Annotated in this window: 23 protein-coding genes and 5 tRNA genes; 23 read left to right on the plus strand and 5 right to left on the minus strand. The window is 58.8% G+C overall.

What is annotated here, in order from left to right; all coding sequences use genetic code 11:
* From ACEXKH_RS07085 to ACEXKH_RS07105, 5 genes are all read left to right on the plus strand, one after another.
* On the plus strand, positions 1 to 228 hold a 228-nt coding region (locus ACEXKH_RS07085), incomplete at its 5' end, for a hypothetical protein (RefSeq protein ID WP_373573612.1).
* A gap of 34 nt (positions 229 to 262) precedes the next feature.
* Positions 263 to 1,831 (plus strand): threonine/serine exporter family protein, encoded by a 1,569-nt coding sequence (locus ACEXKH_RS07090; protein ID WP_373573613.1) that lies wholly within the window; start codon positions 263 to 265, stop codon positions 1,829 to 1,831.
* Between the two features lie 313 nt (positions 1,832 to 2,144).
* Positions 2,145 to 2,738, plus strand: coding sequence for a DUF2798 domain-containing protein (locus tag ACEXKH_RS07095; RefSeq protein ID WP_373573614.1), 594 nt, complete (start codon positions 2,145 to 2,147; stop codon positions 2,736 to 2,738).
* Positions 2,739 to 2,925: 187 nt separating this feature from the next.
* Entirely contained in the window at positions 2,926 to 5,568 is a 2,643-nt protein-coding gene (locus ACEXKH_RS07100) for an ATP-dependent Clp protease ATP-binding subunit (protein ID WP_373573615.1), read from the plus strand.
* A gap of 325 nt (positions 5,569 to 5,893) precedes the next feature.
* Positions 5,894 to 7,351, plus strand: a complete 1,458-nt coding sequence (locus tag ACEXKH_RS07105; RefSeq protein WP_373573616.1) for an aminoacyl-histidine dipeptidase — start codon at positions 5,894 to 5,896, stop codon at positions 7,349 to 7,351.
* A 126-nt stretch (positions 7,352 to 7,477) separates the two neighbouring features.
* On the opposite strand, the gene ACEXKH_RS07110 is transcribed toward ACEXKH_RS07105, so the two are convergent.
* The 3 genes from ACEXKH_RS07110 to ACEXKH_RS07120 form a co-directional block, all read right to left on the minus strand.
* Positions 7,478 to 8,782: a type II toxin-antitoxin system HipA family toxin gene (locus ACEXKH_RS07110; RefSeq protein ID WP_373573617.1), complete on the minus strand. Its 1,305-nt coding sequence runs from the start codon at positions 8,780 to 8,782 to the stop codon at positions 7,478 to 7,480.
* 3 nt (positions 8,783 to 8,785) lie between these two features.
* Positions 8,786 to 9,253, minus strand: a complete 468-nt coding sequence (locus ACEXKH_RS07115; protein ID WP_230320255.1) for a helix-turn-helix domain-containing protein — start codon at positions 9,251 to 9,253, stop codon at positions 8,786 to 8,788.
* Positions 9,254 to 9,372: 119 nt separating this feature from the next.
* Entirely contained in the window at positions 9,373 to 9,951 is a 579-nt protein-coding gene (locus ACEXKH_RS07120) for a manganese efflux pump MntP (protein WP_373573618.1), read from the minus strand.
* 349 nt (positions 9,952 to 10,300) lie between these two features.
* Here ACEXKH_RS07120 and disA point away from each other — a divergent pair, with 349 nt between their 5' ends.
* The 18 genes from disA to rplA all read left to right on the plus strand — a co-directional run bounded on the left by disA (position 10,301) and on the right by rplA (position 23,482).
* The gene (gene disA / locus ACEXKH_RS07125) at positions 10,301 to 11,368 is read left to right on the plus strand and encodes a DNA integrity scanning diadenylate cyclase DisA (protein ID WP_040359001.1); all 1,068 of its coding nucleotides are present in this window, start codon (positions 10,301 to 10,303) and stop codon (positions 11,366 to 11,368) included.
* Positions 11,368 to 12,096 carry a 2-C-methyl-D-erythritol 4-phosphate cytidylyltransferase gene (gene ispD / locus ACEXKH_RS07130; protein WP_035137545.1) on the plus strand — a complete coding sequence of 243 codons (729 nt, stop codon included), beginning with the start codon at positions 11,368 to 11,370 and terminating at the stop codon, positions 12,094 to 12,096. The genes disA and ispD overlap by 1 nt, the downstream gene beginning before the upstream one ends.
* Entirely contained in the window at positions 12,086 to 12,580 is a 495-nt protein-coding gene (gene ispF, locus ACEXKH_RS07135) for a 2-C-methyl-D-erythritol 2,4-cyclodiphosphate synthase (RefSeq protein WP_006234975.1), read from the plus strand. Before ispD ends, ispF begins: the two co-directional genes overlap by 11 nt.
* A gap of 3 nt (positions 12,581 to 12,583) precedes the next feature.
* Positions 12,584 to 14,050, plus strand: coding sequence for a cysteine--tRNA ligase (gene cysS / locus ACEXKH_RS07140; RefSeq protein ID WP_373573619.1), 1,467 nt, complete (start codon positions 12,584 to 12,586; stop codon positions 14,048 to 14,050).
* A 167-nt stretch (positions 14,051 to 14,217) separates the two neighbouring features.
* Positions 14,218 to 15,132, plus strand: coding sequence for a 23S rRNA (guanosine(2251)-2'-O)-methyltransferase RlmB (gene rlmB / locus ACEXKH_RS07145; protein ID WP_373573620.1), 915 nt, complete (start codon positions 14,218 to 14,220; stop codon positions 15,130 to 15,132).
* A gap of 3 nt (positions 15,133 to 15,135) precedes the next feature.
* The gene (locus ACEXKH_RS07150) at positions 15,136 to 15,813 is read left to right on the plus strand and encodes an NYN domain-containing protein (protein ID WP_373573621.1); all 678 of its coding nucleotides are present in this window, start codon (positions 15,136 to 15,138) and stop codon (positions 15,811 to 15,813) included.
* Positions 15,814 to 16,037: 224 nt separating this feature from the next.
* Positions 16,038 to 16,112, plus strand: a tRNA-Thr gene (locus ACEXKH_RS07155).
* 401 nt (positions 16,113 to 16,513) lie between these two features.
* On the plus strand, positions 16,514 to 18,364 hold the full coding sequence (locus ACEXKH_RS07160; protein ID WP_040359003.1) for a DUF262 domain-containing protein: 1,851 nt from the start codon (positions 16,514 to 16,516) through the stop codon (positions 18,362 to 18,364).
* A 736-nt stretch (positions 18,365 to 19,100) separates the two neighbouring features.
* Positions 19,101 to 19,182: transfer RNA gene (locus tag ACEXKH_RS07165), tRNA-Tyr, on the plus strand.
* A 10-nt stretch (positions 19,183 to 19,192) separates the two neighbouring features.
* Positions 19,193 to 19,268: transfer RNA gene (locus ACEXKH_RS07170), tRNA-Thr, on the plus strand.
* Positions 19,269 to 19,271: 3 nt separating this feature from the next.
* A tRNA-Met gene (locus ACEXKH_RS07175) sits at positions 19,272 to 19,348 on the plus strand.
* A 96-nt stretch (positions 19,349 to 19,444) separates the two neighbouring features.
* Positions 19,445 to 20,635 (plus strand): elongation factor Tu, encoded by a 1,191-nt coding sequence (tuf, locus tag ACEXKH_RS07180; RefSeq protein WP_035137538.1) that lies wholly within the window; start codon positions 19,445 to 19,447, stop codon positions 20,633 to 20,635.
* A gap of 279 nt (positions 20,636 to 20,914) precedes the next feature.
* Positions 20,915 to 21,064 carry a 50S ribosomal protein L33 gene (gene rpmG / locus ACEXKH_RS07185; protein WP_022093895.1) on the plus strand — a complete coding sequence of 50 codons (150 nt, stop codon included), beginning with the start codon at positions 20,915 to 20,917 and terminating at the stop codon, positions 21,062 to 21,064.
* Positions 21,065 to 21,077: 13 nt separating this feature from the next.
* A tRNA-Trp gene (locus tag ACEXKH_RS07190) sits at positions 21,078 to 21,153 on the plus strand.
* Positions 21,154 to 21,229: 76 nt separating this feature from the next.
* Positions 21,230 to 21,568, plus strand: coding sequence for a preprotein translocase subunit SecE (gene secE, locus ACEXKH_RS07195; RefSeq protein WP_006234983.1), 339 nt, complete (start codon positions 21,230 to 21,232; stop codon positions 21,566 to 21,568).
* A 3-nt stretch (positions 21,569 to 21,571) separates the two neighbouring features.
* The gene (gene nusG, locus ACEXKH_RS07200) at positions 21,572 to 22,108 is read left to right on the plus strand and encodes a transcription termination/antitermination protein NusG (RefSeq protein WP_006234984.1); all 537 of its coding nucleotides are present in this window, start codon (positions 21,572 to 21,574) and stop codon (positions 22,106 to 22,108) included.
* A gap of 120 nt (positions 22,109 to 22,228) precedes the next feature.
* On the plus strand, positions 22,229 to 22,657 hold the full coding sequence (gene rplK, locus ACEXKH_RS07205) for a 50S ribosomal protein L11 (protein ID WP_022093893.1): 429 nt from the start codon (positions 22,229 to 22,231) through the stop codon (positions 22,655 to 22,657).
* A 117-nt stretch (positions 22,658 to 22,774) separates the two neighbouring features.
* On the plus strand, positions 22,775 to 23,482 hold the full coding sequence (rplA, locus tag ACEXKH_RS07210; protein WP_022093892.1) for a 50S ribosomal protein L1: 708 nt from the start codon (positions 22,775 to 22,777) through the stop codon (positions 23,480 to 23,482).
* Between the two features lie 287 nt (positions 23,483 to 23,769).
* On the opposite strand, the gene ACEXKH_RS07215 is transcribed toward rplA, so the two are convergent.
* Together ACEXKH_RS07215 and ACEXKH_RS07220 are read right to left on the minus strand one after the other, a co-directional pair.
* On the minus strand, positions 23,770 to 24,480 hold the full coding sequence (locus tag ACEXKH_RS07215; protein ID WP_373573622.1) for a metallophosphoesterase family protein: 711 nt from the start codon (positions 24,478 to 24,480) through the stop codon (positions 23,770 to 23,772).
* Positions 24,477 to 26,393 (minus strand): BMP family ABC transporter substrate-binding protein, encoded by a 1,917-nt coding sequence (locus ACEXKH_RS07220; RefSeq protein ID WP_373573623.1) that lies wholly within the window; start codon positions 26,391 to 26,393, stop codon positions 24,477 to 24,479. The genes ACEXKH_RS07215 and ACEXKH_RS07220 overlap by 4 nt, the downstream gene beginning before the upstream one ends.
* Positions 26,394 to 26,408 lie beyond the last annotated feature (15 nt).

Genomic DNA, 26,408 nt, shown 5'->3' on the forward strand with positions numbered 1-26,408 from the left:
TTTGTCATTCAAAAGGCAAGGCATGACCAGAAGGTCTATGCCTTGCCTTTTTCATGCCAACTTGTTCGCTCTGGACGCCGCTCGCTGTCCGTCCTCTACCTGCGGCGTTGCCCTGGTTGGCACTTATGGTCATTGGGGACGTTCTTAAACGACTACCCAACGGCTATTGCGCACATGGCTCGCATGACAGCCGTCTCTTTTATGTTTCCTTTAGCCGTTGCTGCCTAGGATGGGGGTTAGTCGGCAGGAAGGGAGCGTCTATATGGACGATGCGAGCGAGCGCGCGATCGAAGAGGACATGCTCGATCAGTTCAACTACTTTGATGATGAGGACGAGGAGCTGATCGACCGTCGCGAGCCAGCGCCGCTTGATTCCTTTGATCTGGTCGATGAAGAGGCTGATGAGGTTGAGGGCGAATCGACGGAACCCCCACAGCCTTCGCGCCTTGACTCGCTGCTTTCGAGAGCCCCCATGCACCACGGCGTTCGTGCCGGCGCGCTTCATATGAAAACTGACTGGCACCAGATCGTGACGGCGGGCGATGAACTTGCCGTCGATGCGCCGCTCACCGATAAGTCGTCCATTATCTGCCGCACCGGCATGCTTATGCTGGCAAGCGGAACAGGTGCCTGGCGCGTGCGCGATACCATGAATCGCGTCGCCGCCGTACTCGGTGTCACCATCCACGTTGACCTGAGTCTCCTGTCGTTCGAGTGCACCTGCATCGAAGATGGCCACTGCTTTAACGAGGTCGTCAGCCTACCCACAACGGGGGTCAATACTCATCGCATTTGGATGATGGAGAGCTTCTTAAAGGAAATCGAGATTTACGGGCGCCGGTTTACCGTGCACGAGTACCACGAGATGCTCAAGACCGTTGAGAGTTCAAAGCCCGATTACTCTCCCTGGCAACAGGGCCTTGCGGCGGCCTGTGCTTGCGGCGCCTTCGTCTTTTTGCTTGGCGGCGGCCCTATCGAGATGGCTTGCGCGTTCGTAGGCGCTGGTGTCGGCAACTTTGCTCGCTCCCATATTCTCAAGCAGGGTCTTGGCCAGTTTAGCGCGCTGACGATTGGCGTCGCGCTGGCCTGTGTCTCGTATTTGCTGGCGTTGCTCGGCCTTGGCCAGGTCATTCCGGGGGCAATGTCGCACCAAGAAGGCTATATCGGCGCCATGCTCTTTGTGATTCCCGGCTTTCCCCTCATTACGGCAGGCCTCGACATCGCTAAGCTCGACATGCGAAGCGGTATCGAACGTCTTTCGTATGCCGTATCGATTATTGTGATGGCGACCCTCGTAGGTTGGATGGTTGCCGAGTGTGTGGGACTGGCGCCGGATGACTTCGCCCCGCTCGGCCTCTCACCGTTGGCTCTTACGCTCTTGCGCATACTGATGAGCTTTATCGGCGTATTTGGCTTCTCGGTGATGTTCAACAGTCCGGTAAAGATGGCAGCGGCGGCAGGGCTCATCGGCGCCGTGTCTAATACCTTGCGCCTTACGCTCGTCGATGCGCCGACGCTGTTTCCCTTCCTGGGCCTCAGCGCGGGAATGCCTCCCGAGGCGGCTGCATTTATCGGGGCGCTCGTATCGGGTTTGCTGGCAAGCCTGGCAGAAATCAGGCTCACCTACCCACGTATCGCCCTCACGGTGCCATCGGTTGTCATTATGGTGCCGGGCTTGTATCTGTATCGCTCGATGTATTACATGTGCACCTTCGACACGGTCAATATGCTCGGCTGGTTTGTGCGTGCAGTGCTCATCGTGGCGTTTCTGCCCGTTGGCCTGGGTGTGGCGCGTACGCTCACTGACCCTCGCTGGCGCCACACCAGCTAATTGGTGCAAGGGGAACAGGTTACTTTGCACCAAATGAGTTGCGGTGAAATAGGGACTGAATTGCTGCTTAAAGGGTCAAAACAGTCCGTATTCCACCGCAACTTATGGGGTCGGGGGATTATTGGTGCCCTGCATCTTCACAAACTCAACGCTTACGAAGCGCGGGGTTTTCGTGCTAGGCTGGTTTCACCACATAAGTAGTCGCAGACGCACGTATCACGGGCGGGCGAGATGAAGTCCCAACAGCTCCATCTTGCCCGCCCGTTTTTGTTGCGTGGTGCCGCGGCGTAACACAGAAAGGATTTTGCCCTTTATGCCTATCAACAAACGAGAGAGCCTGCTGTTCACCTTTATCATGTGCTTTTGCATGGTGCTCTGGATGAGCATCTACAACGTTGCCCTGCAGCATGGAGCCATCAACGGCGAGGTTGTTGCCGCCGCGTGGCTCGGCTTCCCCGTTGCCTACGTTTTTGCCATGTGCTGCGACTGGTTTGTTGCCAGCCCCCTTGCCAAGGGTTTCGCCTTTAAGTTCCTGGTCACGCCGGGCAAGAGCTCGCCGCTTGCCATGACGCTCGCCATCAGCTCCTGCATGGTCGTTCCTATGGTCATCATCATGTCGCTCTACGGTGCGTGCGAGGGCCTGTTCCACATGCCTGGCGGCCCGCTCGCAAACCTGCAGGCGCTGCCGATGATGTGGCTCGTCAACATTCCGCGCAACTTTATCATGGCCCTCCCCTGGAACCTGCTGGTGGCTGGTCCGGTTGCTCGCTTTGTCTTCCGTCGCGCCTTCCCCATGGGCACGGTCTTTGCCGAGCCGCACATGGAGCTCGTGCGCATGCCTGGTGCTCCCGTTGCCGATGCCTTCAATGACGTTGCCGAGAGCATGGACGCCGAGCCCGCCTGCTAGACAGCAGCTTAAAACCAAACCGCCAAACGGACCCGAGCAATTCCTTTTTTGTAGACGTTGTCGCGCGGCTACGGGCGGGAAAGGTCCCAACGGTTAACATATACTCCATATGGGTAAAGAGACCAAAGCGCTGCCGCGGGGCGGCGCTTTGCGTTTGAAAAAACTAGCTCGTCTAAGAGGAACTAGCATGTTAGACCGTTTTACCGATCGCGCGCGTAAGGTCATGTCCATGGCCAAGCAAGAAGCGCTCGATCTTCACTCAAATAAGGTGGGTACCGAGCACCTGCTGCTCGCACTCGCCAAGGAGGACGAGGGCATTGCCGCCGAGGCACTGCGTTCGCTCGATATCTCCTACGACGACATCATGGATACTCTTAAAGAGGTCCAGACCACGGTTCCCGTGCCCAGTGAGGAGACCGAGGCGGCTAAGCTCGCCTTTACGCCGCTCGTCATTAGCGTGATGGAGCGTTCATTCCGCGTGGCGCGTGAGAACAACCAGACCTACGTGTCGACCGAGCACTTGCTGATCGGCATCGTCGAAGAGGGCAACGGCATGGCCATGGACATCCTCATGCGCTTGGGTGTGTCGTCCGCCTCCATCAAAAAGGCTATCGAGAAACTCACCGCCAAGGACCAGGATAAGAAGCGTCCGCTCGCTGGTGCCGGTGCTGGTCGTCCCGGTACGGGCCTGCCGTTCTTTAGCGGCTCGGATGCCTCCCAGCAAAAGGGGAGCGGCACCGATACACTTAAGCAGTTCGCGACCAACCTCACGCAGAAGGCGCGCGACGGCGAACTCGATCCGGTGATCGGCCGCGAAAAGGAAGTCCAGCGTATGATGGAAATTCTTTCGCGTCGCACCAAGAACAACCCGCTCATTCTGGGCGACCCCGGCGTGGGCAAGACGGCCATCGTCGAGGGCTTGGCGCAGCAGATCGCTGCTGGCAACGTGCCCGAGAACCTTATGAACCAGAATATCTGGACGCTCGACCTGCCGGGTCTCGTTGCGGGCGCCAAGTATCGCGGTGAGTTCGAGGAGCGCCTCAAGAACGTGATCCAGGAGGCAACCGAGGCCGACGACGTCATCCTGTTTATCGATGAGATGCACACCATCATCGGTGCCGGTTCCGCCGAGGGCTCCATCGACGCGAGCTCCATGCTCAAGCCGGTGCTCGCGCGCGGCGCTTTCCAGATTATCGGTGCCACCACGGCCGAGGAGTTCCGCAAGTACCTCACCAAGGACCCGGCCTTCGAGCGTCGCTTCCAGACCATCGATGTCGAGGAGCCGAGTGTCGAGGACACCGTCAAGATTCTGACTGCGCTCAAGCCGCGCTACGAGGAGCACCACCACGTGCGTTACACGCAGGGTGCCATCGAGGTCGCCGCGAACCTCTCCAACCGCTACATCCAGGATCGTTTCCTGCCCGATAAGGCAATCGACCTCATCGACGAGGCCGGTGCTCGCGCTCGCATCGCCGCGAATCGCGCGCCCGAGCCGGTGCGCGAGGCCGAGCATCGCATCGAGGAGCTCAAGGCCGCCGCGCAGGAGGCCACCGAGAGCGACGACATGAACAAGGCCGCCGAGATCACCGAGCAGCAGAAGGCTGCCGAGATTGAACTCGCCGAGGCCAAGGCTGCCTGGACCGCCGAGCTCGACGCCAGCCCGCTCACCATCGATGTGAGTCAGATCGCCGATATCGTGTCCGTGACCTCGGGCGTGCCGGTGTCCTCGCTTACCGAGAGCGAGAGCCGTCGCCTGCTGCAGGCTGAAAGCGTACTCAAGACGCGCATCATCGGTCAGGATGAGGCTGTCGAGGCAGTTGCCAAGGCCGTGCGCCGCAGCCGCTCGCCGCTCAAGGATCCGCGTCGCCCCGGCGGCAGCTTTATCTTCCTGGGTCCCACCGGCACGGGCAAGACCGAGCTCGCCAAGACGCTCGCCGAATACCTCTTTGGCAGCAAGGACGCGCTCATCAGCTTCGACATGTCCGAGTTCGGTAGCGAGTTCGAGGTCTCCAAGCTCATCGGCAGCCCTCCGGGTTACGTCGGTCACGATGAGGGCGGCCAACTCACCAAGGCCGTTCGTCGCCACCCGTACTCGGTCGTGCTGTTCGACGAGATCGAGAAGGCGCACCCCGATATCTTTAACATCCTGCTGCAGGTGCTGGAGGAGGGTCGTCTGACCGATAGCCAGGGCAAGACGGTCGATTTCCGCAACACCGTGATTATCATGACGTCCAACGTGGGCGCCCGCGAGATTGCGCAGGATGCAAGCGTTGGCTTTGGCACCACCGGCGAGCAGGGCCTCACCTCGAGTGAGATCCGCGGCCGCGCGATGGGCGAGCTCAAGCGCCTGTTCCGCCCCGAGCTGCTCAACCGTATCGACGACATCGTGGTGTTCCAGAAGCTCTCGGGCGAGAATCTCACCAAGATCGCTCACCTGCTGGTGGACGACCTGCGTCAGCGTTTGATTGCCAACGGCATGAACATCAAGCTCACCGATGCGGCCTATGACAAGATCGTGGCCGAGGGCACCGACCTCACCAACGGTGCGCGTCCGCTGCGCCGTGCTATTCAAAAGCTCATCGAGGACCCGCTGTCCGAGGAGCTTCTGGCCGGCGAGTGGGGCGAGGGCGATACCGTCCTGTGCGATGTGGCCGACGGCAAGTTTGTCTTTAGCCATGGCACGGGTGAGATTCCGGCACCGCGTCCGGCGGGCACGCTCGGTGGCGATACCGCCCCGGCGGCACCGCACGCCGGTAACGCCGCGCCTGTGAGCGGCGGCGTGACCTCGGGCCCCGGCGGCATGATGCAAGCCGGTTCCGGCGCGCTGTAGGGCGTAACAAAACCTTGTGTCCACGAGGGCGTTCCAAAGGAGCGCCCTTTTTCTGTTGAAAAGGCCCCTTCGTTCAAGGTAGATCTCATTAAACATACCAATGGCGTATGCATAAACGTTGATCAAGCGTTGAGGTTGGTTGAAGGGTCAAACGTCCCTTCGGCGCGGCCCGTCTAACCTGCTTTATCTTAATAAAGTGGCGTTTCCCCGCCGTTAGCCGATGATGCAAGGGCGCTCGGCGTTTTCGACTGGTTTATGCACGCAAAGTCTGGGAATATACAAGTCGCATGTCTTACTGTCTAACCAGTTGCGCCAAGGAGGCACCATGGATTACAAAATCACCGGCTACGAGCCCGCCCAGCTGTTCCATTTCTTTGAGGAGGTCAGCGCGATCCCCCGTGGGTCTGGCAACGAGAAGGGCATCAGCGATTTCCTGGTTGCGTTTGCCAAGGAGCGCGGCCTCGATGTGTACCAGGACGAGGTCTACAACGTCATCATTCGCAAGCCCGCTTCTGCCGGCGCCGAGAATGCCCCGACCGTGATGCTGCAGGGCCACATCGATATGGTGTGCGACAAGTTGGGCTCTGTTGAGCACGACTTTACGACCGACGGTATCGACCTGGTCGTCAAGGACGGCGTCCTCACCGCTAACGGCACCACCCTGGGCGCCGACAACGGTATCGCCGTCGCTCTGATGCTCACTGTTCTCGATGACGATTCGATCGTTCACCCCGCCCTCGAGTGCGTATTCACCACCGACGAGGAGACTGGCCTGGTCGGCGCCGAGACGCTCGACAAGTCCCAGATCAGCGCCCGCACCATGATTAACCTTGACTCCGAGGAAGAGGGCGTTGCCACCGTCAGCTGCGCCGGCGGCGTCGTCGTTACCTACACCTGCCCCATCGTGCGCGAGCACAAGACTGGTAGCACCCTCACGCTCGACATCTCTGGCCTGCTGGGTGGTCACTCCGGCAGCGATATCAACCTGGAGCGCGGCAACGGCAACCTCATCATGGCCCGTATCATCGACCGCCTGATGGTTGCCGGCGAGCCCGCCATCGTCAGCTTTAACGGCGGCACGAAGGACAACGCCATCAACCGTGAGTGCAAGGCTGTTCTGGTCTACACCGACCACGCTGCCGCCGAGGCCGCGGCCCAGATCGCAAAGGACATCATCGCCGACGTCACTGCCGAGCTCGAGGTCTTCGACCCCGGCTTTACCTGCACGGTTGAGATTGCCGACAACGCTGAGGTCGAGGCCATGGACCAGAAGTCCGCGCTTGCCCTCATTCGCGCCCTGCGTCTTGCCCCCAACGGCGTGATTCGCCGCAACGTCGCCACCGACGGCTCCGTCGAGGTTTCCTCCAACATCGGTGTGGTTGCCACTTCTGACGACGAGGTCAAGATCATGCTGTCCCCGCGCTCCTCGATCACCTCGCTGCAGAACGAGTTCAAGGACCGCCTGCAGATGCTGGCCGATGTCCTGGGCTTCGACGCCAAGTTTGAGTTCGAGTATCCCGGCTGGAGCTATGCCGAGCATTCGCCGGTCCGCGACGTCTTTATCGAGAGCTATCGCGAGCTCTTTGGCTCCGAGCTGCGCATTGAGTCCATTCACGCCGGCCTTGAGTGCGGCCTGTTTGCCGAGGCCCTGCACGGCCTGGACGCCATCGCCGTGGGCCCGACGCTCTCCGATGTCCACACCCCGGACGAGAGCATGGAGCTCGCTTCTGCCGAGCGCTTCTACGAGCTGCTCATCGACGTCCTCAAGCGTCTCGCTGCGTAAAGGTTGCGCTAGCAGCAGTCCGAGCCACGTGCTAGCGGATTGCAAATGACATTACGAGAGGGGACATCCGAGCTTTTGCGACGGGTGCCCCCTCCTTTCTTTTAAGAAATGGGAAATTGCGAACGTCTAGCCCATATCCGCCTTGATGAGGTCGAGGGTGCGCTTGCAGTTTTCGCGGACGGGGCCGAGCATATGCTCGCGTAGGTCCGCCATGCCGGGCAGGTCGGCGTATTCGTCCATGACCTCTTCCATGCAAATGGGTACCTCGTAGGCGAGGTCCATCATGGTCGCAAAGCAAAACTTCTCGGATAGCCCGGCATCGGTGAGTGCCGCCTCCAGCGCGGGGTCGCCCATACCGTGGTATCGGCGGATAGCGCCTGGACCGATGCGTCCCACACGGTTTTCGCCGCCAACGCTCATGGCGAGGCGCGCTTTTCGCCGCATACGTTCGTATGCCAGCCCAGATGCAACGTCATACATACGGGCCATCATAGCTGTGCCGTCGTTTCCAAGGAGCAGGGAATAGTTTTTCGCGTGCGCATCCGGTGCGCCGATAATGGCGTTGAAGAACAGTATCTGCGTAAACAGATACAGGTTAAGTTGATGGTGGCTCGTATTTACGAGGAGCTCTTGAATGTCGCGTGTGGTCGGGCCGCCGTCTGCCGTGTACTTTTGGGCGGGCATCACCCCAAGTGCCTGACAGAGGTCTTCTTGATGTAGACGCCTGATTGTCCCGTCTTTGACTTTCATGCGGTCATAGCGCTCAACAATGAGGGCGGGTTCGTCCTCAAACATACGATATTCGACGTTTGCCGTTGCGATACCGGCGCGCTGGGCGCTTTTCATGCAGACAAACTCATTGAGAGCCTCGAGTTTAAATCCGATAACGCCATTTTTGAAAATATGCGTCGTGGGCGAGGAGCCCATGCATTCGCACCAGCGGCCGTTTATGAACGCGAGCGCGAACTTGCCCTGGTTGCCTCCAAGTGACCAACTTTCATCTAGACCCATCCACGATGCATCGCGGTCATCTCTGATCGACTTGAGACGAAGAGCAATTTCGTGGTTGTCTATAGGGCGGTATTCGCCAGCGCGATGCAGGACGGCGTCGGTATCTTCTTCGGCACAAAACTGCACGCCGCCCGGACAGTCGAGTCCGATATGGCTGAGCAACGCAACGGGATTGTTGGGCCTAACGTCGAATTCGGCGGCAATCGCTTTTCGTTGGTCCTCGCTGTCGGGTAGAAGGCCAAACAGGTACGGATTCATGACCTGTTGTCCGTATGTGCGATTCGATACGGGTATGTTGGTCGATAGGGCTGGCCCGTCATAGTCATGATCGTAGGTAAAGCTGATAAGACCGTTCTCATCTTGCGTGAGCGTTCCAGCAGGCACGCCGCAAATAATGGTCCGAAGTGATGTTCTGGCCATTGGCTATTTCCCTTCGGGCATGGTTTGGCTAGATGCGTTTGTGGCAGTCGAGACTCCGAGATTGGACATGGCGAAATCGGCGAAGACCTCGTCGTAGAGTGCGGATGTAAAGGGGGCATCTGCAAGAGCCGGAATGGTTGTGCTGCGACGGTTGCGATGATGAAGACGTTGGGCGTGATGGCGTCTGGAGGTGCTGCAAGGTTGATCAGCATGCGGGGCGTCGACTGGTTGCTCATTTTTCGTTTCGCCTATATCCCCTTGAGCGGCGAGCGCCAGTCCAAGAGCACCGAAAACTGCCAGCAGCTTGTCGAGCCGAATGCCCGTGGCATCTCCCAGCTCGAGCGATGCGAGCAGGCGTTCCGAAACACCGGCTTTTTTAGCGAGGGCAGCACGGGTGATCCCCTGCGCCTCGCGCGCCTGACGCACGTAGATGCCGGCTTGGCGCGGCGTGGTGATGGGAAGGGTATCCATGGCAATCTCCTAACGTGCAGACTTTTGCATCCTAGTATGACATGCAAAAGTCTGCATGAAAAGGCTCATGCAAAACTCTGCATGAGACCTCATACGGACGTTTAGTTTTGAAGGGTGTTTTACAGCACCAAAAAACCCAAGTGTTCCAGCAGGATCTTGAGGCCGATAAGGATGAGCACGACGCCACCCACGATGGTGGCGGGTTTTTCGTAGCGCGCGCCAAAGGTGTGGCCGATCGCTACGCCGGCGACGGAGAAGATAAACGTTGTGACGCCGATGAGCGATACAGCGGGCACGATGTCGACCGAGAGCGCGGCAAATGAGATGCCCACGGCTAGGGCGTCGATTGAGGTGGCGATAGCGAGGATCAGGTACTCGACCAGGTCAATCTTTTCGGCATCCTTGCCGTCGCCTTCATCCTCGTCCTCGATAAAGGCCTCCCACAGCATTTTGCCGCCGATAAAGGCCAAAAGGATAAAAGCGATCCAGTGGTCGATGGGTCCGATGATGCCCATGAATTGACTGCCGAGCGCCCATCCGATTACGGGCATGCCGGCCTGAAAGCCGCCAAAGAACAGGCCGAGCACTACGGCGACCTTAAGGTTGATCTTTTTCATGCCGAGACCCTTGCAGATGGAAACGGCAAAGGCGTCCATCGAAAGGCCAACGGCGAGCAGCACGAGCTCGGCGAGTCCCATAGTCTGGCTCCCTCTCTGCGGGCGAACCCGCGTGTACTTCTGGCAGGGGAGCAACAAAAAAGACCCGTGGCGTACGCGTTGCGCGCACAACCACGAGTCTCGTTCATTAAGGCAAGCCAGGCCGTATCGGCCAGTGTGTTGACTTGCCGCGCTACCGGAGGCGAACCCGATCACGCGACTACTCCCTCATTTATGCGAATCTCGATGCTACCACATAAGCAGCTCATTTGGATTGGGGCTCTCAGCTGTGTTCGCTCATTCTGTAAGCATCGGATTTTGCGGGCGTCACAGGGGCAAACCGTGAGAAACTTATTGACGTTTATGGAGCGTATACGATGGGAGCGATGCCTTGGATAAGAACGAGCTGCAAAAGCGTATGGAACAGGCCATTCGCCTGACGGCACCTGGCCAGCCGATCCGCACCGCCCTCGACATGATCATTGCCGGTCACCTGGGCGCCCTTATCTGCGTCGGCGACACCGAAAACGTGCTCGCCGCCGGTAACGACGGCTTCCCGCTCAACATTTCGTTTACCTCGAACCGCCTGTTCGAGCTTTCCAAGATGGACGGCGCCATCGTCATCGACGGCGACCTCACCCAGATCCTGCGCGCCAACTTCCACCTCAATCCCGATCCCTCGCTCGCCACGAGTGAGACGGGCATGCGTCACCGTACTGCCGCTCGCATGTCGGTGCTCACCGACGCCATCGTGATCTCGGTTTCGGCTCGTCGTGCCGTCGTCAACGTGTACGTCCACGGCAAGAGCTACGAGATCCAGCCCGTCACCACCATCATGAGCTCGGTCAACCAGCTCGTCGCCACGCTCCAGACTACCCGTCAGTCGCTCGATCGCTCCCTGCTGCGCCTGACGGCCCTCGAGCTCGACGACTACGTCACGCTCGCCGACATTACCGGCATCTTCTCGAGCTTCGAGATCATGCAGCAGGCAAAGACCGAGCTTAAGGATTGCATTGTCAAGCTGGGTAACCAGGGCAAGCTCGTGCAGATGCAGCTCGAGCAGCTCGCGGGCTCCAGCATGGATACCGAATACGACTTGATGATCCGCGACTACGCAAGCGATTCCTCTGAGGCCAACGCCGAGAAGATTCGCGCTGAGCTTGCCCGTATGACGCCTAAGGACCTGTCCGACCCGCAGCACGTGGCGGCAGTTCTGGGCTATGACGACCTAGACGAGGACTCCGTCATGACCCCGCTGGGCCTGCGCACGCTTTCTCGCGTGTCCGTCGTGCGCGACGGCGTGGCCGAGAAGATCGTCGACGAGTACGGCTCGCTGCAGGAGCTCATGGATGACATCAGCGAGGACCCGGAGCGCCTGGGCGACTTTGGCGTCAACAACCCTGCCATTCTTGCGGACTCCCTGTACCGCATGAAGGGTACCAAACAGGGGAACGCATAATGGCGCCCGTATGCGCCGTGGTCGTTGCCGGCGGCAGCGGCCAGCGCTTTGGAAATCCCGGCGGCAAGCAGCTCGTTAACGTGGCGGGCCGTCCGCTCATGAGCTGGTCCATCCGCGCGTTCGATCGTAGCGACAAGGTCGGCCACATTGTGGTGGTGTGTCCTGCCGAGCGCCGTGCCGAGATGCGTCGCCTGGCCATCGACCCGTTTGACTATGACACGCCCATCAGCTTTGCCGATGCCGGCGATACCCGTCAGGATTCCACCCGTGCCGGCGTGCACGCGGTGCCGGCGGGTTTCGAATATGTCGCTATCCACGACGGCGCTCGTCCGCTCATTACGACCGAGGCCATCGACCACGCTATCGACGTGCTCGTGAGTGACCGTGCTCTCGACGGTGTCGTGTGCGGTCAGCCCGCGATCGACACGCTCAAGATCGTCGATGGCGACAACATCGTCGAGACGCCGCCGCGTGAGCTCTATTGGGCCGCGCAGACGCCGCAGATCTTTAGCGTCGATGCTATGAAGCGCGCCCACGCTGCAGCCATTGCCGAGGGCTTTATCGGTACCGATGATTCGTCGCTGGTCGAGCGCATGGGTGGGCGCGTCCGCTGCGTCCAGAGCCCGCGCGATAACCTTAAGGTGACGGTGCCCGAGGACCTGCGTCCCGTAACCGCGATTCTGCTTGGCCGCATGGCCGAGGGAGAGGACCTTCCCCATGTTCAGTAACCTGCGCATTGGCCATGGCTACGACGTTCACCGTCTGGTGGAGGGGCGTCGATGTATCATCGGCGGTGTCGACATTCCCTACGAGCGCGGCCTGCTGGGCCACTCGGATGCTGATGTGCTCGCGCACGCCTTGGCCGACGCCATTCTGGGCGCCTGCCGCGGGGGAGACATCGGCAAGCTATTCCCCGATACCGACCCCGCCTATGAGGGTGCCGACTCGATGGTGCTGCTCGCTCGCGTGATGGACTATGCGCGCGAGCTGGGCTTCGAGTTTGTCGATGCCGATTGCACCATTGCCTGTCAGCAACCCAAGATCACCCCGCACCGCGATGCCATGCGCGCCAACCTTGCCCATGCCCTGGGCGTTGACGTCGAAAACGTGGGCGTCGCCGCCACTACGACCGAAAAGCTCGGTTGGGAAGGCCAGGGCGAGGGAATCGGCGCCTGGGCCGTCTGCCTGCTACAGAAAACCGTTAAGGAGTAACGAATGCGTATCTATAACAGCGCTACCCATAAAAAGGAAGAGTTCCAGCCCATCGAGTCCGGCAAGGTCCGCATGTACGTGTGCGGCCCCACGGTCTACGACAACATCCACATCGGCAACGCCCGCACGTTCATCAACTTTGACGTGATTCGCCGCTGGCTCATCGCGAGCGGCTACGAGGTCACGTTCGCCCAGAACCTCACCGATGTCGACGACAAGATCATCAAGCGCGCCAACGAGCAGGGCCGTACGGCCGCCGAGGTCGCGACGGAGTTCTCCGACAAGTTCATCGGCGTCATGCGCGCCGCCAACGTGCTCGATCCCGATGTGCGCCCCCGCGCCACCAAGGAGATCGGCCCCATGATCGCCATGATCAAGACGCTCATCGAGCAGGGCCATGCTTACGCCGCCGATAACGGCGACGTGTACTTTGCTGTGCGCAGCGATCCCAACTATGGTCAGGTCTCGGGCCGCAACATCGATGACCTTATGGTTGGTGCGCGTATCGAGGAGAACGAGGACAAGAACGACCCGCTCGACTTTGCCCTGTGGAAGGCCGCCAAGCCCGGCGAGCCCAGCTGGCCGAGTCCCTGGGGCGAGGGCCGTCCCGGTTGGCACACCGAGTGCGCTGCCATGGTGCATCGCTACCTGGGCACCCCGATCGACATCCACGGCGGCGGCTCCGACCTTGCCTTCCCGCATCACGAGAACGAGTGCGCCCAGGCCACCTGCGCCTGGCACCAGGGCTTTTCCAACACCTGGATGCACACGGGCATGCTGCTGGTTGACGGCGAGAAGATGTCCAAGTCGCTCGGAAACTTCTTTACGCTGGCCGAGGTGCTCGAGCAGCACTCTGCCGCGGCCCTGCGCCTGTTGATGCTGCAGACGAGCTATCGCTCGCCGCTCGACTTCTCCTGGGAGCGCCTGGAGGGTGCCGAGAATTCGCTCACGCGTATTGCCGGTACGGTCGAGAACCTGCGCTGGGCCGCGAACCATGCGACGGCCGATGCCGATGAGGCAGCATCCGAGGCGTTTGCCGCCAAGGCCGCCGAGACCCGTGCCGCCTTTAAGGAGTGCATGGACGACGACTTTAACACCGCTGGTGCCATGGGTGCTGTCTTTGGCTTTGTGACCGAGTGCAACCAGTACCTGGAGCAGGCGGGCGACGCTGCCGACAAGGCCGCCGCGCTTGCCGCCGCCGACACGCTGGCCGAGCTGCTCGATACGTTTGGTGTTGAGCTTCCCGAGCCCAAGGTCGAGCTGCCGCTGGGTCTGCTAGGCGTTGCCGCCGGCCTAGTCGCCTACACGGGTGACGACGTGGACGAGGCCGCTGCCAAGATTCTCGAGGCCCGCGCCGAGGCCCGCGCCGCCAAGAACTGGGATCTGGCGGATGCCATCCGCGATCAGCTCAAGGACCTGGGCCTCACCATTGAGGATACCGCCGCCGGTACCCGTATCAAATCTCTCTAATCCCCGCGGGTTTCCCAAGCACCCGACCGCCCGAGCCACGGCACCTTGCCTTTCAATCGTCGGGCATGACCTCAAGGTCAATGCCCTCCTCTTTCAAGACAATCTGCCGCACCTCGGGCGGTCGGTCTATTTGTTTCATTTGATAGTTGTATTTAGGAGGTCGCTTTATGGCCGACAATCGCAAGCGTGCATCGCGTGGAGGCAAGCAGACTGCTTCTGGCTCGCGTCCGACTCGCCGCAACGACCGCGCTGCCGCTCCCAAGGGCCAGCGCGAGCGCTCACAGGCTGCTCGCCCGCAGCGCGAGCGTAGCCGCGATAACGTCCAGGTTCCCAAGGGCGAATTTATCGAAGGTCGTCGTGCTGCCGCCGAGGCGCTGCGTACCGGCTTTCCCGTAAAGTGCGCGCTCATCGCTGAGGGCGGGGAGCGCGATGCCGCCTTGTCGCACCTGGTCGACGACCTCAACGCTGCAGGCGTCCGCATTAAGTATGTGCCGCGCGCGCAGCTCGATGCGCTGTCGAGCCATGGCGCTCACCAGGGCATTGCGCTCGAGGTTGGCAACTTCCCCTATGCCGACGTCGCCGACATCCTCGGCCGCGCGGGTGACGGACCGGCGCTCGTCGTCGTGCTCGATCATGTGACCGACGACGGTAACTTTGGTGCCATTGTGCGCTCTGCCGAGGTCGTGGGCGCGGCGGGCGTCATCATTGCCAACAAGCGCGCCGCCGGCGTGACCGTTGGCAGCTACAAGACTTCTGCCGGTGCTGTCATGCACCTGCCTATCGCACAGGTTCCCAATATCGCCCGTGCGCTCGATGACCTCAAGGCCGCTGGCTTTTGGGTGGGCGGTGCCTCCGAGCACGCCGAGGGCAGCTGCTGGGATGCTCCCTTCGAGGGCCGCGTGGCGCTCGTCATGGGCTCCGAGGGCGACGGCATCTCGCGCCTGGTGCTTGAGAAATGCGACTTTTTGACCAAGCTTCCCCAGCGCGGCATGACCGAGAGCCTCAATGTTGCCCAGGCGACAACGGCGCTGTGCTTTGAGTGGCTGCGCCGCAATGCCGGCGAGCTCATGGGGGAGGAGTAGCGCATGTCCAAGAAGAACCGCGCCAAGTCCAAGGCCAAGCGCTTTGGCGAGGGCTCGGCCAAGCCGATTGTTTCGGCTGCGACCTATGGCGTGGGCGGCAATGCGTTTGCGCAGGCTATCGCCGACCCAGTCTCGACGGTGCACTCCAACAAGCCCGAGCTGCTGGTGGTCGACGGTTACAACGTGATCCACTGCACGCCGCGCTACGAAAAGCTCGTGTACGACCATTCCGACGATCCGTATTCCAGCGACGTTCACGATATGGCGCGCACTGCCCTCATCAACGACGTTGCCGCGTTTGCCCAAGGCCGCTACGAGGCCGTAATCGTGTTTGACGGCGCGGGCAATATCTCCAGCGAGCGCCCCAATCTGCCGGCCCGTGGCGTGCGCATCGAGTTTTCGCCGACGGGCGTCTCTGCCGATACCGTGGTGCAGAAGCTCTGTATCGAGGCACGCGAGGAAGGCCGCGCGTGCTCCGTGGTGTCGAGCGACGGCACGATCCAGGCCGTCGTCATGGGCAAGGGCGTCACGCGCATCTCGAGCCGCATGCTGGTGGACGAGATCAAACAGATCGATAACGACGTTCACGAGGCAGAGGAAGCTCCGCAGATCAAGATGACCCTGGGCAGCCGCCTGAGCCCCGAGGTGCTGGCCAAGCTCAAGGCCCTGCGCGGGAGGTAGGTAGACCTTCAATGGGGGCTGCTTTCTCGATTGACCAACCAACTGGTTTGTAATCAGTGGGTTGCAGGCCGGCCTCGCCAAAACGAATAGTTTTTGGTTCTGGCGAACAGATAAAACTATTCGTTCTGACGAAGGGTTTTGAGATGTGGTCGGTCAAAGGGTCTGTTGCGCCTCGTCCGCAATTCCTTTATTCTTAACTGGCTTCGCGTGAAAGCGCCAAGTGTGCCAGTGTGGCGCAACGGTAGCGCAACTGATTTGTAATCAGTGGGTTGCAGGTTCGATTCCTGTCACTGGCTCCATGAGTTTTCGCAGGTCGGGGGCCGTATGGCTCCCGATTTTGCATTTTCATGCAACAGCTCATGCAACAAACATGCAACAATTAAATCGGAATTGCATTTATGTGTGTTTTGTGACCGATGTCCAATGTCCATAAATGCGTGCAACGAAGCAGGAAAAGCAAAGCTTACAGTTGCTGTCTCCATTAGAGTTTTGGGCTTTGTTTCTCCAACTGGGATAGGGTGGAAAGTGACCAAGGTGCCGAGAGCTCCGATGCTGCCTCTCGAAAGATCGCGCGCCGTGCGCGGCGCTCTTTCCTGTAGCCCATGGGTATTACTATAGTCTAGATTTAATTCGGCGCGAGAAGTCAAGGGCGACAAGGATTTCCCGTCGTTTGTGAGCAAGGTGATTGAAAGGACTCATGATGATTAATAGCGTAGAGGACCCAACGGTTGCCAATATTCTGTCGACCGATATGCTAAAAATCTATGACATTCCTCGTTACCAGCGCGAATACACTTGGAATCAGCGCGATTGGGCGAATCTCTATGACGATATCACCCAAAACGATGCCGGATACTTCCTGGGCTCGTTTATTGTCGTGAACGGGACTGTGAATTCCAAGATGGATACCATTCACTATGAAGTCATCGATGGCCAGCAACGCCTGACGACGCTCAGCCTTCTCCTTGCTGCCATCTACGCTCGCGTTATGGAGCATAAGGATTCTATCGACGATGACCTGATGCTGGACGATGTCCGCCCTCTGCGCAATCGCCTTATCCTGAAATCCGACAAGTCGAGGACGCGCGTTATTCCTCAGGTTCAGAATCATAACCTTGAGGATTACCGCTGGATCTTGAAGGAACATATCGGTTTAGACGTCGTTATGCAAAAGCCGAAGTTCCTCGGTCTGAGAAAGATGTCTAAGGCATTCAACTATTTTTACGATCGATTGGGCGAGGAAGTTGAAGACGGGAGCGGGATCGAATGTGTTCATGCCCTGCTTGATATCTGCAAGCTGGTGTGCTCCGCAGTCGTGGTCCAGATTACCGTCGATAGCCATGCGGACGCCTATACCCTGTTCGCGTCCCTTAACAACCGCGGTGTCCCCTTGAGCGCCGTTGACCTCATCAAAAACATGCTTCTCGGCAAGGTTGCCGGGGTGGATGACGGACGGCTCGACTATTACTTTGAACGCTGGCAGGAAGTGCTCCGCAATCTCGGCGATGACTACAAGACGCAGGAGCGCTTCTTCCGCCAGAACTACGATGCCTTCCGCCGGGAGGTAAATAAGCCATTTATCGGCGAATCAGGTTCCCAACTCCCCCTCGGTTCCGTTGCCACGCGTTCCAACCTTCTGAAAATCTACGAGAAGCGGATGGAAGCCGATGACGGCGCCCTTAAGGTGTTGGACGAGCTGACCGAGAATTCCGCACTCTACTCGAAGATCATTGGGCTCGATCAAGAGAGCCCGGATTCCGAGCTTTCGCATCAGCTTTTGGAGCTTTCGAGAGCGCAGGGCGTCGCATCTTACCTGATGCTGCTGTTCCTTTTCAAGAAGCAGGACCAGTTGGAGCTAAAAGATGAAACCCTCGCGCTTCTTGTTAAGCTCCTTGTCTGCTTCTTTGTCCGACGCAACCTTACCGATACGCCTCCCACGCGTGACCTGGAGAGGCTCTTCATCAGTATTTGCGAGAGCCTCGAAAGCGAGGGTCTCAAGGGCATTGCGGCCGCGGAATACATCAAGAAGCGCCTCGTCGACGTGTCTGCCAGTGACGCTTCCTTCAAAGAACGTCTTGAAGGGCCGATTTACGATGTCAATCCCGATATGACGCGCTACATCCTGACCGTTATTGCATCACCGAGCGTTACGAAGGAGATGAAGCCACTTTGGGATCGATATGACTCCGGAAACTACGTTTGGACAATCGAGCACATCTTTCCCCAAGGTAAGAACATTCCCGACGAATGGGTGAAGATGGTTGCGGACGGCGACGTTTCCAGGGCGATTGAGGTGCAGGAGAAGCAGGTTCATACGCTTGGAAATCTGACTATCACCGGATATAACTCAAAGCTGAGCAACATGCCCTTTGTGACCAAGCGAGACCGCAAGGATGCGAACGGGGCGAACGTCGGATACCGCAACGGGTTGAACCTGAACGACGAGTTGGTAAACACGGATACCTGGACCAGCGAGCAGATTCAGGAGCGCACAGACAAGCTCGTTGGACTCACTTTGAAAGCTTTTGACTTTGACGAGATTGAGTTCTAGTGACCTCCAGCCAATATCTTGGGGACATTCGGCCCAAACGATTCAATCTCAATCTGTAACATCTAGACCGGTATTTCTCTTCAAGCTGTTATAGATTGAGATGTTAAGACGGGTTGGCGGGTAATATCTCGATCTGTAACACGAAGAGGCTGAAAACCTTTCTTACTGTTACAGAATGAGACGGAAGTCGGGGCTACTGCGTAGTATCTCAATCTGTAACAGATAGGGGAGAAAATATTCTCTAGATGTTACAGATCGAGACAAAGGCCGGACCGGTCCCAGTCATCCTGTTTGAGCGAGGATTTCCGGACATACGAGCGTGGAAAATCTCCCGCCTGGAGGCTGAGCGTGGATAATCTCCCACTTTGGACTCGATGGCACGCCAAAAGTGGGAGATTATCCACGCTCGATTTTGCCTGGGAAGAGCAATCTTTTGTCTGGGAAGCCCGATCTCAACCTATATATAGGTGCAAATGAGTCGTTATCGAAGTAATATTCTGCAGGCTCACTCCACTACGCCAAAGTGTTCCCTCGGGAAATGTCATCGATATATGCAAATTCACCTTCCTTCATATCAAAACTCAGCAAAACCGCAGGTCAAAAGCATATAGATACGCCCGGCGCCGTGTATCTAGAGGTTTTCGTTGACAGCCCCCAAGGTTGCATCGTATTATCTTTTTCGTTCGCGGGGGCGGCGGTCCAAAAGACCAAAGAACCTGCGGATACTTGAACGATTGGGAGTTTGCCCGAGTGGTTAATGGGGACGGGCTGTAAACCCGTTGGCTCTGCCTACATAGGTTCGAATCCTATAGCTCCCACCCGTCAAGTGCCTGTATAGCTCAGTCGGTAGAGCACTTCGTTGGTAACGAAGAGGTCACCAGTTCAAGTCTGGTTGCAGGCTCCATCCGGCGGTGTAGCTCAGTTGGTTAGAGCACACGGTTCATACCCGTGGCGTCACTGGTTCGAATCCAGTCACCGCTACCATAGGTAACACGGTGGCTTCTCAATAGTATGTTGAGAGGCCACTATGGTATAAAGGCAAAGTCCCGTCCGGGGACGACCTGTTTAGAGGAGGGCTTTATGGCCAAAGAGAAGTTTGAGCGCACTAAGCCGCATGTTAACATCGGCACCATTGGTCACGTTGACCACGGCAAGACCACGCTGACCGCTGCCATCACCAAGGTTCTCTCCGAGACCGAGGGCTGCAAGGCTGACTTCACTGCGTTCGAGAACATCGACAAGGCTCCCGAGGAGCGCGAGCGCGGCATTACGATCTCCGTCTCCCACGTCGAGTACGAGACTGCTGCCCGTCACTACGCTCACGTTGACTGCCCGGGCCACGCTGACTACGTCAAGAACATGATCTCCGGTGCTGCTCAGATGGACGGCGCTATCCTGGTCATCGCCGCTACCGACGGCCCCATGGCTCAGACCCGCGAGCACATCCTGCTCGCCCGTCAGGTCGGCGTTCCCTACATCGTCGTCTTCCTGAACAAGTGCGACATGGTCGACGATGACGAGCTCATCGACCTCGTCGAGATGGAGACCCGTGAGCTCCTCTCCGAGTACGATTTCCCCGGCGACGACATCCCCGTCATCCGTGGTTCCGCTCTGGGCGCTCTCGAGGGCGACGCCAAGTGGATGGACGCCATCCGCGAGCTCATGAAGGCTGTCGACGAGTACATCCCGACGCCTGCTCGTAACAACGACCTCCCGTTCCTGATGGCCGTTGAGGACGTTATGACCATCTCCGGCCGTGGTACCGTTGCTACCGGCCGTGTCGAGCGCGGTGAGCTCAAGCTCAACGAGCCCGTCGAGATCGTCGGCATCAAGGATACCCAGAACACCGTCGTTACCGGTATCGAGATGTTCCGTAAGTCCATGGACTTCTGCGAGGCTGGCGACAACGTCGGTCTGCTGCTCCGCGGCATCAAGCGCGAGGACATCGAGCGCGGCCAGGTTCTCTGCAAGCCCGGTTCGGTTACCCCGCACACCAAGTTCACCGGCGAGATCTACGTTCTGACCAAGGAGGAGGGCGGCCGTCACACCCCGTTCTTCGATGGTTATCGTCCTCAGTTCTACTTCCGTACCACCGACGTTACCGGTACGGTCAAGCTCCCCGAGGGCACCGAGATGGCTATGCCTGGTGACCACATCACCATCGAGGGCGACCTCATCCACCCGATCGCCATGGAGGAGGGCCTGCGCTTCGCTATCCGCGAGGGCGGCCACACCGTCGGTTCGGGCATCGTCTCCACGATCATTGAGTAAATTAGCTCTTTGATATAGCTGACTTAGAGAACCCGGCACTTATATGGGTGCCGGGTTCTTTTCTGCAATGGATATTGAGCCGTTGCTGGTGTCGAGAGGATTGATAATGGTCCTGGGTGCACCGTCGATTAGATCTCGTTGGCTCCATTGATGTGTTCCAAATATGAATGGGTTCACCGAGAACCAATTGATTCGAGGTTTTCGTTGACAGCACTTACGTAGAGCTGATAAAGTATCAACTCGTGCCCGTACGGGGCGGAAATGAAAGGTTCAGGATACATGCGTACTCTAGTTACTCTTGCGTGCACTGAGTGCAAGCGCCGCAACTATACGACCACCAAGAACAAGTCGACCATGCCTGATCGTATGGAGATCAAGAAGTATTGCCCCTGGTGCCGTCACCACACGCTGCACAAAGAGACTCGCTAGTCTCTAGTCACATACGCCAGTAGTTCAATTGGTAGAGCATCGGTCTCCAAAACCGAGTGTTGAGGGTTCGAGTCCTTCCTGGCGTGCCAGTCATTATTCCGTAAGCTCCCAATTGGGGGCTTACGGTTTACTCATGTATAAGCGCATTGCGCGGAGGTAACCCAAATGGCCAACAAGAAGAACAAGAAGAAGGCTCAGCAGCAGGCGCCTGCCAACAACGCTGCCGCCAACTCCAAGGTTGAGGCCAAGAAGGCCGTTGCCAAGAAGAACGAGAAGGCTGCGAAGTCCAAGAAGAACGAGAAGCCTGGTTTCTTCGCCCGCACCAAGAAGTATTTCGCTTCGGTCAAGTCCGAGATGAAGCGTGTCACGTGGCCCGATAAGAAGGAGCTCGTGAACTACTCGGTCGTCGTTTGCGCTTCTCTGATCGTCGTCGGCGTCGTCATCGCTCTGCTCGATGCTGGCTTTGGCGAGGCTCTTGCTCTGTTCTCTGGATTGAGGGGCTAAACCATGTCTAAGCGTTGGTACGTCGTTCACACTTACTCTGGATACGAGAACCGCGTTAAGTCCGATCTCGAGCATCGCATCGAGACTATGGGCATGCAGGACCGTATCTTTGATATCGAGATTCCTATGGAGCGCGTCACCGAGATTAAAGAGGGTGGCAAGCGCGAGACCAAGGATTCCAAGATCTTCCCGGGTTATGTCCTGGTCCGCATGGAGATGGATGACGATGCTTGGACGTGCGTTCGTAACACGCCCGGCGTCACCGGTTTCCTAGGCGGCAACGGCAAGCCCGCTCCGCTTTCCCGCGACGAGTACAACAAGATGACTCGTCGTCCTGGTAAGGGCGATTCGCCCAAGCGCACCTCGGTTGATATTCAGGTCGGCACGTCCGTCCGCGTCACCGATGGCCCGCTTACCGACTTTGATGGCAAGGTCTCCGAGGTTAACACCGAGGCTGGCAAGCTCAAGGTCACGCTGATGATCTTTGGCCGCGAGACGCCGGTCGAGCTCGACTTTAACCAGGTCGCTGTCATCGCTTAAGTTTTCGTCCGTTCGCGCGAGCGTGCTTCTTCTGTGACTGCTCATCTCAGGAGTGCTTCTAACACGTGCGTGCTTACGATATAGCAAGTACTTCACACTCGTGATTCGAAAGGAATGACCATGGCTGAGAAGAAGGTTGCCAACGTCATTAAGCTCCAGATTCCTGCTGGTGCCGCTAACCCCGCTCCTCCCGTCGGCCCCGCCCTGGGCGCTGCTGGCGTGAACATCATGCAGTTCTGCCAGGCCTTTAACGCCGAGACGCAGGACAAGAAGGGCGACATCATCCCCGTTGAGATCTCTGTCTACGAGGATAAGTCCTTCTCCTTCATCACCAAGACCCCGCCGGCGGCTCACCTCATCAAGAAGGAGCTGAACCTCAAGTCTGGTTCTGCTAAGCCCCAGGCCGACAAGGTTGGTCAGCTCTCCCAGGAGCAGCTCACCAAGATCGCCGAGATCAAGATGCCGGACCTCAATGCCAACGACATTGACGCCGCCAAGAAGATCATCGCCGGTACCGCCCGTTCCATGGGCGTCACCATCGCTGAGTAGCGATTTCTTTAGGTAATGACGGGTGCTCCGACCGGGGCGCCCGTTATATGTGTGCAATAGGGCACACGATACGATGTGGGAGGGCATAAGCCCGTTTAACCACAGGAGGTAATGCACATGGCTAAGCATGGTAAGAGCTATAACGCCGCTGCCGAGAAGATCGACCGCGCCACGCTCTACACCCCCCTTCAGGCTGCCAAGCTCATCAAGGAGCTCGACACCGCCAAGTTCGACGAGACCGTCGAGGCCCACTTCCGTCTGGGCATCGATACTCGTAAGGCTGACCAGAACATCCGTGGTTCCATCTCCCTGCCCCACGGCACCGGCAAGACCGTTCGTGTTGCCGTCTTCGCCGAGGGCGAGAAGGCCCGCGAGGCCGAGGCTGCCGGCGCCGACATCATCGGTTCCGACGAGCTCGTCGCCCAGATCCAGAAGGGCGAGATCAACTTCGACGCCGCTATCGCTACGCCGAACATGATGGCCAAGGTTGGCCGCATCGGTAAGATCCTTGGTCCCCGTGGCCTCATGCCGAACCCCAAGCTCGGCACCGTTACCATGGACGTCGCCAAGATGGTCTCCGAGCTCAAGGCCGGCCGCGTTGAGTACCGCGCCGACCGCTACGGCATCTGCCACGTGCCCCTGGGCAAAAAGTCCTTCTCTGAGCAGCAGCTCGTCGAGAACTACGCTGCCCTGTACACCGAGATCCTGCGCGTCAAGCCCTCTTCTGCTAAGGGTAAGTACGTCAAGTCCATCTCCGTGTCTTCCACCATGGGCCCTGGCGTCAAGGTCGATCCCGCTGTCCAGCGTGACTTCCTGGCTGAGTAACTGCTAGTTACCGCCTGAGCAAAGCAAGCATTGCTAAAGAAACCTGGTTCTGCCTCGTGCAGGACCGGGTTTCTTGCTATCTCGGGCCAAAACCACCACAAAGGGGATAGGCACCTTTGTGGTGGTTTTGGCACTTTGGCGTCAATGTTATGGCATCGCAGCGAGCCGGTTCCAAGTGCCCCAGGTCGCCCCGAAAGAGGAGCGACGCGTACTTTGGTACGCGAGCGACGGCTTGAGGGGCGAGATGGGGTGCTTGGGGCCGGCGCAGCGTCAAGCCTTAAAGGTGGTTACCAGGGTGTTCTGGCGGTTGAGGACTCGATGGCCTCGTGGCGCTTGAGCTCGCGGCGCATAGTTTGCGAATTGAGCCAAGCTGCCTGCCAGCCACGGATGGGGTAGCGCGCCTCGTCCAGCTCAAACTGCGTATAACCGCAGGCGTTGATGATCGTCGTCCCGCACGTGTGTTGCCGCTCACGTTGAAAATCGTGGCCATAGCATTGGTGCACATGCCCGTGCACCATGTAGTCGGCCCCCCAGGACTCAAGCGCCGTGTTAAAGCATTCGAATCCTCGATGCGGCAGATCATCCAGATCGCCCACGCCGGCGGCGGGCGCGTGAGTGAGCAGGATGTCGCAGCCGCCGACCATCCTCACTTTGCGGGAGAGCTTGCGCATGCGCTTGGTCATCTCGCGCTCGGTATACATGTTGGCACCGTCTCGGTAGCGCATGGAGCCGCCAAGCCCCGCAATGCGGACGCCGCGGTACACGTAGACGGCGTCTTCGACACAGATGCAGCCACCCGGTGCATGACGTGAATAGCGGTCATCGTGGTTGCCGCGCACGTAGATGAGCGGTTTGTTGATGACGGTGACCAAAAACTCAAGATAATCCGGGTCCAGATCGCCGGCGGACAAAATCAGGTCGACACCCTCAAAGCGTTCCTTGCGAAAGCATTCCCAAAGGCATCGTTCCTCGGTATCGGCTACGGCAAGGATCTTCATAGGGCGCGGACTTTCGGCTCATCGTTGGGCTGTGGAATGGCGCCTACCACGTTGTCGGCCAGCCAGTTCATCTCGACGATTTGCGTGCTTGGCAGTGGGGGAAAGCCCTCGATCTGCACCACGCCGCTCTGACTGTGGAGCTCACCGCCAAACGGATTGATGGAGCCCTCGACGATGCCGTTGCGGAGTAGCTGCACCAGTTTGCGCGTCTGATAGGGCAGGCCCGGCGCGTAGCGAATGTCGATAACGCCCGAGCTCATGCCGTACCAGTAGTTGACGGCGCGAACCTGGTTGGCGTCACTGGTCTCATCCCAGGTGCCATGCAGCAGGCTTCGCACGATAAGCTCGTAGTATCGGCCCCAGTTCCATACCGGCATGGCGATGCCGACGACCTTGCCATCGACCAGGCGGTGGAGTCCGTAGGCCGTAGGGTCCTCCAGCGACTTGGACATGTCAGCGCCGGTCATGACGCTCACGCCTTCGCGGCGCATAGCCTCGGCAAGACCGCCGGCGGGCACATCGCCCCAGGTGAGGATTACCTGCGCGCGGGAGTCGAGCAGCGAGGCGCCAATCGCAAAGGCGTTGATCTCGCTAAGTGCGCCCGACGCAAAGACCGACGCGTGGTAGCCAATGCGATGGTTGTCCGCCATGCTGGCCGCAAGGGCGCCCAGGAGGAACTTGGCCTCGTACATCTTTCCAAAATACGAGCGCACGCTTTGGTGGGGAAGGCCGATAGAGCAGTTGAGGAACCGAACCCGAGGATACTCAACGGCAGCCCTGAGCGTGTATTCCATCAGGCGGTGCGAGGTCGAGAAGATGACGTTTGCTCCATGTTTGACAGCCGTTTCCGCGGCGGCGTAGAACGCGTCCGGATCGTGGCAGTCCTCGAACGCCTCGGTGCGCACGATACCGCCAAAGTGCTCATCGAGATACTGACGCCCTTGGTCGTGCAAGCTGTCCCAGCTCGACGATGCACAGGGGAATTCATGGATAAAGGCGATGCGCAGAGGGTTGGCCGCCGAATAAACGGTCTTGCCCATAAAGAAGTTGAGCACGCCGGAGGTGGACTTGGCGGGTGCTATATCCTCATCGACGCTCGGCGCTTCGACAAGATCGACCTTGTCCTCGTCATTTTTGCCGGCAATGACCAGCTCGCGCCAAATCTTGCACAGGCGGTTTACGACGATATCCGTCGGCGTATCTAGCAGGCGGTCCTGGTTGTACACATTGAGGTAGACGAGCATGGCGTCGGCGGGCGTAATGTCCAGATGGTCGCCGCCGGCGCGCAGGTAGGCGCGCTTAAAGAGTAGGAAGGTGTGGCGCAGGTAGTCGACTTTTTTCTGCGGCCATTTTTCGATAAGGTTCTGACCGAGCATCTTGGCGAGCGTCTCGTAGCTTCCCTCACGCGAGAACTCGATCTCGTATAGGGGGCAGACGCGCCAAAACGTGCAGAACTCGCCGTACAGGCGGCTTTCGACGGAATCCCATTTGCCGGGGTAGAGACGGGTGACCTTGGCCGAAACCGTCGGGGCGTCCAGGAATTTGAGGACGCTGACGCGCTTGTTGCCTTCCTGGACATAGAACCGATGCATGAACTCGGTGACGATGATGGGGTCGCGATAGCCCTCGGTCACCTGAATGTCGTAGAGGTTGGACCACTTGCGGGCGAATTCGGTGCTAAACGGCAGCAGGGGCATAAAGTTACACGAAAAGGCAGACTGACGGCCTTTGGTGACCGTGCCGACGACCATTTCGAGCGGAATGTCCCTCAGGCCGACGCTCTCTCGCTGACCTAAGGGGAGCTGGGCAACGAGGCCGTCGAGGTCCGTAAGGTACGGGTGCTCGCTTTGGCTGATGGCGCGACGGCGTCCCTGCTCGCCGCGCTTGCGTGCTTGACGATAGGCCTCTTCCATGGTGTCTACTCCCTT

Origin of the sequence: Collinsella aerofaciens ATCC 25986, from assembly GCF_964259375.1 — a bacterium.
Taxonomy (GTDB): Bacteria; Actinomycetota; Coriobacteriia; order Coriobacteriales; family Coriobacteriaceae; genus Collinsella; species Collinsella aerofaciens_BO.